This window comes from Thermophilibacter sp. ZX-H3 (assembly GCF_052599055.1).
In genome coordinates this window covers 1-8941 of record NZ_JBQXES010000034.1, presented here as the reverse complement: position 1 = coordinate 8941, position 8941 = coordinate 1, and the positions used below count along the sequence as shown (strand labels likewise).

Annotated in this window: 5 protein-coding genes; 2 read left to right on the top strand and 3 right to left on the bottom strand. The window is 66.4% G+C overall.

Translation table 11 applies throughout. From position 1 onward, the window contains the following. Positions 1-364: 364 nt before the first annotated feature. The 3 genes from ACULPM_RS10820 to ACULPM_RS10810 form a co-directional block, all read right to left on the bottom strand. A complete protein-coding gene (locus ACULPM_RS10820) occupies positions 365-3304 on the bottom strand; it encodes a glycoside hydrolase family 3 C-terminal domain-containing protein (RefSeq protein WP_445331382.1) in 2940 nt (979 codons plus the stop codon). Between the two features lie 233 nt (positions 3305-3537). Next, entirely contained in the window at positions 3538-5976 is a 2439-nt protein-coding gene (locus ACULPM_RS10815; RefSeq protein ID WP_445331383.1) for a glycoside hydrolase family 3 N-terminal domain-containing protein, read from the bottom strand. A gap of 86 nt (positions 5977-6062) precedes the next feature. Next, positions 6063-6524 carry a hypothetical protein gene (locus ACULPM_RS10810; RefSeq protein ID WP_445331384.1) on the bottom strand — a complete coding sequence of 154 codons (462 nt, stop codon included), beginning with the start codon at positions 6522-6524 and terminating at the stop codon, positions 6063-6065. 276 nt (positions 6525-6800) lie between these two features. On the opposite strand from ACULPM_RS10810, the gene ACULPM_RS10805 reads away from it, so the two are divergent. Beyond that, positions 6801-7511, top strand: coding sequence for a LytR/AlgR family response regulator transcription factor (locus tag ACULPM_RS10805; RefSeq protein WP_445331385.1), 711 nt, complete (start codon positions 6801-6803; stop codon positions 7509-7511). Beyond that, on the top strand, positions 7508-8827 hold the full coding sequence (locus ACULPM_RS10800) for an ATP-binding protein (protein ID WP_445331386.1): 1320 nt from the start codon (positions 7508-7510) through the stop codon (positions 8825-8827). Before ACULPM_RS10805 ends, ACULPM_RS10800 begins: the two co-directional genes overlap by 4 nt. Positions 8828-8941 lie beyond the last annotated feature (114 nt).

Below are 8941 nucleotides of genomic sequence, written 5' to 3'. Positions count from 1 at the left end.
GGCCCTGCCCGCCCTCGTGGAGCGTCACGAGCGCGGCCTCGCCGAGGTCGAGTCGCTCCTCGCCGAGAAGGGCCTCGTGCGGGTCTCCCCCGCCGAGTACACCGACGAGGACCGCTCCGCCGTGCGCTGGCGACGTTCCGCGAGGGCGAAGTGACGGAAACCGCCCGCAGAGGGCCTGTGCGGGGGTGTGGCGACGTTTTCGTTCGAAGCAGTGTCGCGAACCGCCCGCACGGCCTCTCTGCGGGGGCATGGCGACACTCCACTCGTCCGCCCACAACCCCCACCCAACACAAGATGACGGGGCCGACCAAGGAGAAAGGTCGACCCCGTCGGGGAGGGAAGGGCTCAGTCGGTCAGCCGAGAACTACTTCTTCTCGGCAGCCTCTTCGGCCTCGATCTCCTTGTTGCGCTTGGCGCCGAGGTAGCAGCGCGCGCCGAGCGCAGCCGCGCCGGCGAGCAGCACCGCGGAGCCGCCCCAGACACCGTACTGCCACGGCGACGGGGAGGTGGTGATGGTGGAGCCGGGGGCCATGCCCTGCATGGCGTTGGAGTTCACCACGGTGTAGAGCACGCGGTGGGACGCCTCGCGCAGGCGCGCCACGACGGAGGCCTCGCCGGTGCCCTGGAACGCAGGCGTCATGGCGGCGTAGGTGAGGTGCAGGTCGGTGCCGCCGTCGAGGCCCCAGTTCTTGTCCATGTAGCCATAGAGGTTGAAGTCCGTGATGATGCAGCCGGTGAAGCCCCACTCGCCGCGCGGGACCTCGGTGCACAGGGCATGAGAGCCGCCGGCCCACGTGGTGCCCACGTAGTTGAAGGAGCTCATCATGGCCGTGCAGCCCGGCATCTCGACGGTCTCGACGGTGCCCTGGTCGTCGGCAATGTACTTCATCTCGGCCGAGGACTCCTTGATGGTGAGCTCGAACGGGCGCAGGTAGATCTCGCGCGCGGTCTGCTCCGTAGCCCACGTGCAGAGGTGCTGGACGCGGTAGGACTCCTGGTCGTTGAGGGCGTAGTGCTTGATCATGGCGTAAACGCCGTTGCTCGCGGCGCCAGAGACCACCGCGGCGCCCATCTTACCGGCGAGCAGCGGGTCCTCGGAGTAGTACTCGAAGTTGCGGCCGGCGAACGGCGAGCGGTGCGTGTTCATGGCCGGCGCGTACCAGCCGTTGTAGCCGGACGCCAGCGCCTCCTGGCCGATCATCTGGCCGGTGCGGTACATGAGCTCGGTGTTCCAGGTCTGGGCCATGATGAACTCGGAGCAGTACGCGCAGTTGCCGGTGGAGCCGGTGAGCGAGGTGAAGCCGGCCGGGCCATCGGGCTCGGAGGTGGCAGGCTTGCCGATGTGCGCGATGGCGGGCGTGTTGTAGGCGCAGTCGTTGAGCATCGTGGTCATGTCGTCCACGGTGAGCTGGTCAAGCAGCTGGTCCCACATCTCGTCGTCATACGCCTTGCCGCGCAGGTCGATGAGGGAGACGCCGTTGTTGGCGCCGGTCGTGGGCATGGCCTCGTCGCCGAGGTGCTGCTTGTAGTCGTACTCCTCGAGCGTGATGCCGCACTCGGCAGCGGTCTTGTCGGCCGCGGCCTCGGGCCAGGTGCCGGCGAAGTCCGCGCGGGACATGGTGCCGCCGCAGTTGTCGTTCATGTACGTCGTCATGTCGTCGAAGCGGTTGGCAAGCTCGTTGCCGGTGGCGTCGTCGGTCTTGTAGGTCTCGGCCTCGAGGGTGACGCCCTGCTCGGCAATCACGGTGTGGGAGTCGGAGCGCAGGGAGATCACGTAGTCGCCCGCGTCGAGGACGTAGCCGCCCTCGTCGGAGCTCCAGGACGCCATCTGGCGCACCGGGAACGTGAGGTCGACGGTCTCGGACGCGCCGGGGTCGAGCAGCGCGGTCTTGCCGAAGGCGCCGAGCACGACGGCGCTCTTCTCGATGCCGCCTGCGGTGTACGGGGCGCTGTAGTAGATCTCGACGACGCTCTTGCCCGCCACGGAGCCCGTATTGGTCACGGTGACGGAGACCTCGACGTTGTCGCCGTTCACGGCGCAGGAGTCAAGCGTCTGCTCGAAGGTGGTGTAGGAGAGGCCATAGCCAAACGGGAACACGACGGCGGAATCGTAGTCGAAGTCGTAGTTGCCCGCCTCGGCCTCTGCGGCAGCCGTCTCGTAGAAGCGGTAGCCGTAGTAGATGCCCTCCCTGTACTCCACGAAGTACGCGGTGCCGTTGGAGACGGTGCCGGTGTAGTTGGTGGTGTAGTAGTTGGAGACGTCGGTGTACTGCTTGCCGCCGAAGTTGCCGAACGTCGGGTCGGCGGTGAAGTCCGCGGCCCAGATGTCGGTGGTCTTGCCGGACGGGTTCACCGCGCCGGTGAGGACCTGGCCCACGGCCGCCGCGCCGGAGGCGCCGAGCGAGCCGATGGAGACGATCGCGTCGACCGCGAGGTCGCCCTCCATGAGCGGGCCGAGCTCCATCGGGGTGGAGCCGTTGTAGAGCACGATGACCTTGTCGCAGGACTCCTTGACGGCGGTCAGGAGGTCGATCTCCTCCTTGGAGAGCTCGAGCTCGTGCTGGCCCTCCACATAGTTGGCGGTCTCGTCGTTGGGGGTGAAGTTCTCGGAGACGCCGGAGTTCACGTCGCCGACGAGGTCGCGCGAGAGGTCGCCGCCTTCGCCGCCGCCACGGCCGATGACCACGACGGCAGTGGTGCCGGCGATGGAGCTCTTGGCCTCGTCGCTATAGGCGGACCAGGGGATCTCGCCGATGTAGTAGCTCGCGGTGGACGGGTTGTCCATCGTGATGTTGGCCTTGGGGTAGTTGGCGTAGTTCTCGGCGATCCAGTTGTAGGCGGTGTCGTTGACCGCGAGGCCCGCGTTGACGATGCCGTCATAGAGCGTGACGCAGTCGTTGGGGTCGACGGTGCCGGAGCCGGCGCCGCCGTAGACGGGGTCGGCGGCGTAGCGGCCGATGAGGGAGACGGACTCGCCGGCGGCCAGCGGCAGCGCGTTGTTGTCGTTCTTGAGAAGGACGATGCCCTCGCCCTCGATCTCGATGACGATGTTCTTGGCCTCCTCCGTGGCACGGCCACGGCCGCGGTACTGCTGGTCGTAGTACGCGGTGTCCCAATCCTCGGAGCCGGGGGCGTTGGTGATGGTGGTCTCGCCGCCGCCGATGTAGTGGTCGATGGCGGACTTGAACATGTTGGTGCCCACGTTGGCGGCAACCGTAACGCCGACGAGGCCGGCAGCCGTGGCGCCGCTCGCGATGAACCCGCGACGGGTCATCTTCTTCCTGGGCTTCTTGGCATCAGCCATGGGTACTCCCCTTCCCTTCTGTTGCAGGTACCTTCATTCAACGGGTTCGGGCGAAGCTTGTTTCGCCTTTCCCGCAACCTGTCGTTTTGACGGCGCAAACCGCACGTCGCGCATTCGAGCGGCGGGCGAGAAGAACGCCGGAAAACGTATCGAGAAGAACCTCGATAGAGGAAGGGCGCGCCGCGCCAGGGAGGATGGCAGCGGCGCGCCCCTTTGGGTCCTTCAGCGCGTGTTTACGCCTCGGGCGCGGTCAGCGGCTCGACGCAGTACTTCTCGGTGCGCTCGTCGCTGATGGGGCCGGAGTAGTTGAGGCCGAAGCCGAAGTCGTACTTGTTGCCGTCGGCGTCGGTGTAGCACTCCATGTCCCTCGGGACGTCCTCGAGCTGCTTCTCGACGTCGAGCATGTCCTTGGGCATCTGCATGGGCAGCAGGCCGGAGGGCTCGTCGGTGCCGCAGATGATGCGGCAGGCCGCCTCGGTCGCGCCGGACATGGAGACGAGGATGGCGTCGACCTCGGGCTCGAACTCGTGGACGCACATCGGCTTGGCGATGTCCAGGATCACGATGCAGGGCTTGCCGGCCTCGTGCGCCGTCGCGGCGGCCTGGAGGATCTGGTCGAGCTGGACCTCGTTGGTCATGATGGAGGTCTTGCCGTAGTAGGAACGGTTCTCCTTGGTGCCGTCCTCGAGGATGTCGCCGGCAAGAGAGACCTGGCGGACGTACTCGTTGTCAGCCGTGTACGGACGGTACTGGTTGGACAGCGGGATGAAGTTGCCGTCGAGGTCCTTGCCGCCGCGCTCGTCGAGGTTGGTCGGGGCCGCCGCGCAGACGACGACGTAGTCGCAGTCGGCAATGTCGGCGGCGGTGAGGCGGGTGATGTCGGCCTCGGCCACGGTGGGGTTGCCGTCCTCGTCAGCAGGACCGGTGTAGGTCTCGGCGACAGTGTCAGTCACGACCTCGAAGTACTTCTCGAGCGTACCCTGGAGCAGCGGGAGCTCGCAGGAGGACGGCGTCATGGAGATGCCGCCGAACATGCTCGCGGACTGATAGGAGGAGCTGTAGCGCATCGGCACGTAGACCTTGGGCTTGGCGTCGCCCTCGGCGGCCTTGATAACGCCGTCGTGGTTCTTGAGCATGACGATGCCCTTGACCTGGGCGTCGAGCGCGGCGGCCGTGGACTCCTCGTCGCCGCCCTCCTTGTCGATGGTGGAGCGGGCAACGTCCGGGTCAACATAGGGGTCCTCGAAGAGGCCCGTGTTGAAGTAGCCGAGCAGCAGGCGCTTGGCGGAGGCGCGGAAGTTAGCGTCGGCCTGCTCCTCGCCGAGGTTGGCGACCATGTCCTCGTAGGCGGAGACGAGCAGGGTCGGGTCGTTGCAGCCGCCCATCTGGTCCACGCCGACCTCGACGGACTTAGAGGCGCGCTTAGCCGGGTTCCAGACACTGCCGTCCTCGAGGCCCCAGCTGGTTGCCATGCCGGCGCCCTGGTCATTCAGGACAGCCCAGTCGGTGCACGCAGAGCCCTGGAAGCCGTACTTGTCGCGCAGGAGCTCGGCGACCTTGTACTTGGAGAAGCCGGAGCCGACGAGCTCGCCGTACTTCTCGTTCTCGTCGTAGGCGATGGTGTAGGACGTCATGATGGCGCCGGCGCAGCCGGTCTTGCCGTCGAGCTTGAAGCCGCCGTCCACGAACGGGATCATGAGGGCCTCGAAGTTGTCGCCCGGATAGACGGCGAACTTGCCGCCGTCAACGTGACCCTCGCGGCCGCCCTCGCCGGCAGCCTCGGCCGGCCAGTGCTTGATCATGGCGACGAGCGAGCCCGTGCCCCAGCCCTGGTCCTCGCCGTCAACGACGGTGGACTGCATGCCGTCGCAGAACGCCTTGGTCATGTCACGGGAGAGCGCGGGGTCCTCGCCGAAGGTGCCGGAGAAGCGCTGCCAGCGCGGGTCGGACGAGACGTCGATCTGCGGCCCGAGGAACGTGGTGATGCCCATGAGACGCATGTCGCGGGCAATGCCAGCACCGGTCTGCTTGGCCATCTCAGGATCGAACGTGGCAGCGAGAGCGAGGTTGCCCGGCCAGTCGATGCAGTTGTTGCCGTTGCGCGGGTCGGACGAGAAGTTGATGGGGATCTTGTTCTCGGAGCCCTCGACGTAGGCCTGCATGTTGTTCGCCCACTCGGCCTGCTGGAACGCGGGGAAGCTCGAGGCGGCGTTCAGGACGGCGCGAACGTTGCCGTCCAGGAACTCCTTCTGCTCGTCGGTAACGGCACGGTCGCTCTCGATGGAGGTCTGGTGCGCGGAGAAGCACATGAGGCCGGCAATCTGCTCGATGGAGATACGGCCAGCCAGGTCCTCGGCGCGCTCCTCGGCCGTGAGGCGCCAGTCCTCATAGGGAACGAGCTCGCCAGTGCCCTCGAAGTCCTTGAACGCGAAGCCGTCCTGCTCGATGAGCTTGAGGCCCGAGTCCTTGGAGTAGGACAGGCGCTTGCCGCCCTCCTGCTCGACGACGATGTAGCCGGCCTCGGTCTCCGTCTCGGTGTAGCCGCCGCCGGAGGTCTGCTCCTCGGCGGGCTCCTCGGAGGTGGTGGTGCCGGTCTGGCACGCGGTCAGCCCGAGCAGGCCGGCCGTCACCGCGGTGCCGGCGAAGAACCCTCTACGCGAAATGCTCTTCATGCTTGTCTCCCTTTGTTGGAGCCATCTCTTCCCTCGGCGCGGCCGGATTGCTCCGGCCGCGCCGCCCTAACGCAGGTGCCTACGGATTAGCCGTAGAAGTCGAACAGGATGGTGTCGAAGTCGGCGATGTCGAAGTCGGCCGCGTTGGCCTCGGCGTTCTCCTCGCCCGTGACCGTCATCACGATGTCGCCATCGGTGAGGTGCAGGGTAATCTCACCCTCGGTGGCCTCCCAGGTGCCCTCGTCGGTCAGCAGGTCGGCGTGGGCCTCGACCGGCTCGACGGAGCAGGTGCCATCCTGCTCCAGATAGACGTCGAGCATCGTCTCGACGCCGCCGGAGGTGCCGTAGACGGTCTCGCCGGTGATCTCGACATAGCCGTGCCACTGGCCGTAGTAGGCCTCGACGGCGTCGAAGTCGCCGCCGGACTCGGACTGGGCGGTGTCGTCGCCGGTGCTGGCGGTGCCGCCGCCACCGTTGCCGCCGCAGCCGACGAGCGGCATCGAGATCGCGAGCGCGCACGCCGCGGCAAGAATCAACTGCTTCTTCATGGGTTCCTCCTCGCTCCCTTCCCCGTGCCGGGCCCATATGCCCGCACGAGGTCCAACCTTTTGCGGTTGGCTCCATTCAAACGCGGCGCTGCTCGCAGGCGTCAGTTTTGGCCTGAGGTGTGTTTTTTGTGACGCGTCTGTCACGCAAATCCGCCAAACGGTGACACCGTTCGTTACCTACCGCCGGTAGACGGTCTCGTTCTGCCGGCGAACGTTATGAGGTACCCTTTTACCGGGGATGGGTTTGGCTACGACCGGGCCCAGGGAGGGAACAGCATGTATCGAGCGCTCATCGTTGAGGACGAGCCGGACGAGACTCGCCGGCTCACCGACTACCTGCGTCGCTATGGGGACGCCCATGCCGAGGCGTTCCAGATCACGTGGCTCAAGTCCGCAATGGAGATGCTCACCGACAAGGGGCGCTACGACCTCATCCTCCTGGACATCGACCTGCCGGGCATCAGCGGCATGGAGGCGGCGCAGCTCATGCGCGTCTACGACGAGACGACGCCCATCATCTTTGTCACCAACCTCGCCAAGTACGCCGTCAAGGGCTACGAGGTCGGCGCCACCGGCTTCATCGTGAAGCCCGTCACCTGGGGCAATCTCTCCATGAACCTGGACCGCGCCCTGCGCGTCATCAAGCAGAACTCCGGGCGCTCGGTCATGGTTCCCACCGAGGACGGCGTGCGCGTCGTACCCTTCAGCTCGATCGTCTACATCGAGGTCACCGGCCACAAGCTCACCTATCACCTCGAGAGCGGCGAGGAGGTCGAGGCGCGCGGCTCCCTCGGCCAGGTCGAGGAGGAGCTCGACGGAGCGCCCATCGTCCGCGTGGCCAAGAGCTGCCTCGCCAACATGGACAAGATCTCGTTCATCCGGCCCCAGACGCTCCAGATGGTCACCGGCGAGCAGCTGCACGTCTCGCGCACGCGCAAGCGCGAGGTCATGGACGCGGTGACGGACTATCTTGGCGGCCGCAGGTGAGGGAGTTCTTCGAGACCTGGTGGTCGCTCGAGCCGCTGGCGCAGCTCCTGGTGCCCATCACGCTGCTCTGCGTCCGCCTGCCAAAGCGGCCCCATCACGTGCTGAGAAGCGTGACTGTGCTCGCCGTCCTTCTCGGCATCGCCGTCGTGCCGCTGGCGACGGGGGTTGTCACCGGGCTCGACACGATGCAGGCGTTTGTCGTCTTCAGCGTTCTTCTCGCCGTCTTTGTCCTGCTCGTCCTCTTTGTCTATGACGTGCGCCCCTGGACAGCGATCTTCTGTGCCACGGCCGGCTACACGCTTCAGAACATCGCGAGCGGGCTCGAGATCCTCATCCAGCTCGTCGTCACCCACAGTGCGAGCGCCCAGCTCGACGGCGCATGGGACGCCGTCGTGTCAATCGGCGTGCCGACCGTGGTCTACGCCGCCGGATACTGGCTCCTCGTGAGGAGGGTCAACGTCAAGGGCCTTCTCGAGGTCGAGAACCGCATGATGCTCTCGATGCTCGTCGTCGTGGTCATCGTAGTCATTGGCTTTGACGTCATCATCAAGGCGCTCGTGTTCAAGGGCATCCCGTTCAACCTGCTCGTCCTGCTGCGTCTCGTGCACCCCATGGTGTGCGTGTTCGTGCTCATCGCCGAGTACGAGCTGCTCTACGCCAAGCACGCGGACATCGAGCGCGCCGAGACCGAGCGCCTTCTGGCCGAGCGCGAGCGCCAGTACCGCCTCTCGCGCGAGAACATCGAGGCCATCAACATCAAGTGCCACGACATCAAGCACCAGATCCGTCACCTCGCGCAGAGCGGGGCGGTGGTGGACGGCGCCGTGCTCGCCGACATCGAGCGCGAGGTCAACGTCTACGACTCCGTGGTGGAGACCGGAAACGAGGCGCTCGATACCATCCTCACCGAGAAGAGCCTCGCCTGCTCCAACCGCGGCATCGTGCTCACGGTGATGGCCGAGGGCAGCGCGCTCGACTTCATGGCCCCGGCAGACATCTACTCCCTCTTTGGCAACGCGCTCGACAACTCGATCGAGGCCGTGCGCGACCTGCCCGACCCCGAGCGTCGGGCCATCACGCTCTCCGTCCAGCGCCGGGGGGCGATGGTCGGCGTCAGCGTGGAGAACTACTGCCCCGACCTGCCGCACTTCTCGGCCGACGGCCTGCCGATCACCACCAAGGTCGACGGCATGAACCACGGCTTCGGCGTGCGCTCCATGCGCCAGATCGCCGAGCGCTACGGCGGCACCCTCCACGCCGGCGTCCAGGACGGCGTCTTCTACCTCAACGTCCTTCTCGCCCGCCCGCAGGCGTGACGAAGGCGACCTGCCGCCTTTGTCACGTCGACTTGCCGGCACGTCCCCTGTGGCCGAGTGACCCGTTTCGGACGGATGAGGCCCCCAGGGGGCTCCCATCCGTCCGAAACGGGT

Coding starts and splice junctions, on each gene's coding strand:
- ACULPM_RS10815 (WP_445331383.1), bottom strand. CDS start 5,976: ATGAAGAGCATTTCGCGTAGAGGGTTCTTCGCCGGCACCGCGGTGACG.
- ACULPM_RS10805 (WP_445331385.1), top strand. CDS start 6,801: ATGTATCGAGCGCTCATCGTTGAGGACGAGCCGGACGAGACTCGCCGG.
- ACULPM_RS10810 (WP_445331384.1), bottom strand. CDS start 6,524: ATGAAGAAGCAGTTGATTCTTGCCGCGGCGTGCGCGCTCGCGATCTCG.
- ACULPM_RS10820 (WP_445331382.1), bottom strand. CDS start 3,304: ATGGCTGATGCCAAGAAGCCCAGGAAGAAGATGACCCGTCGCGGGTTC.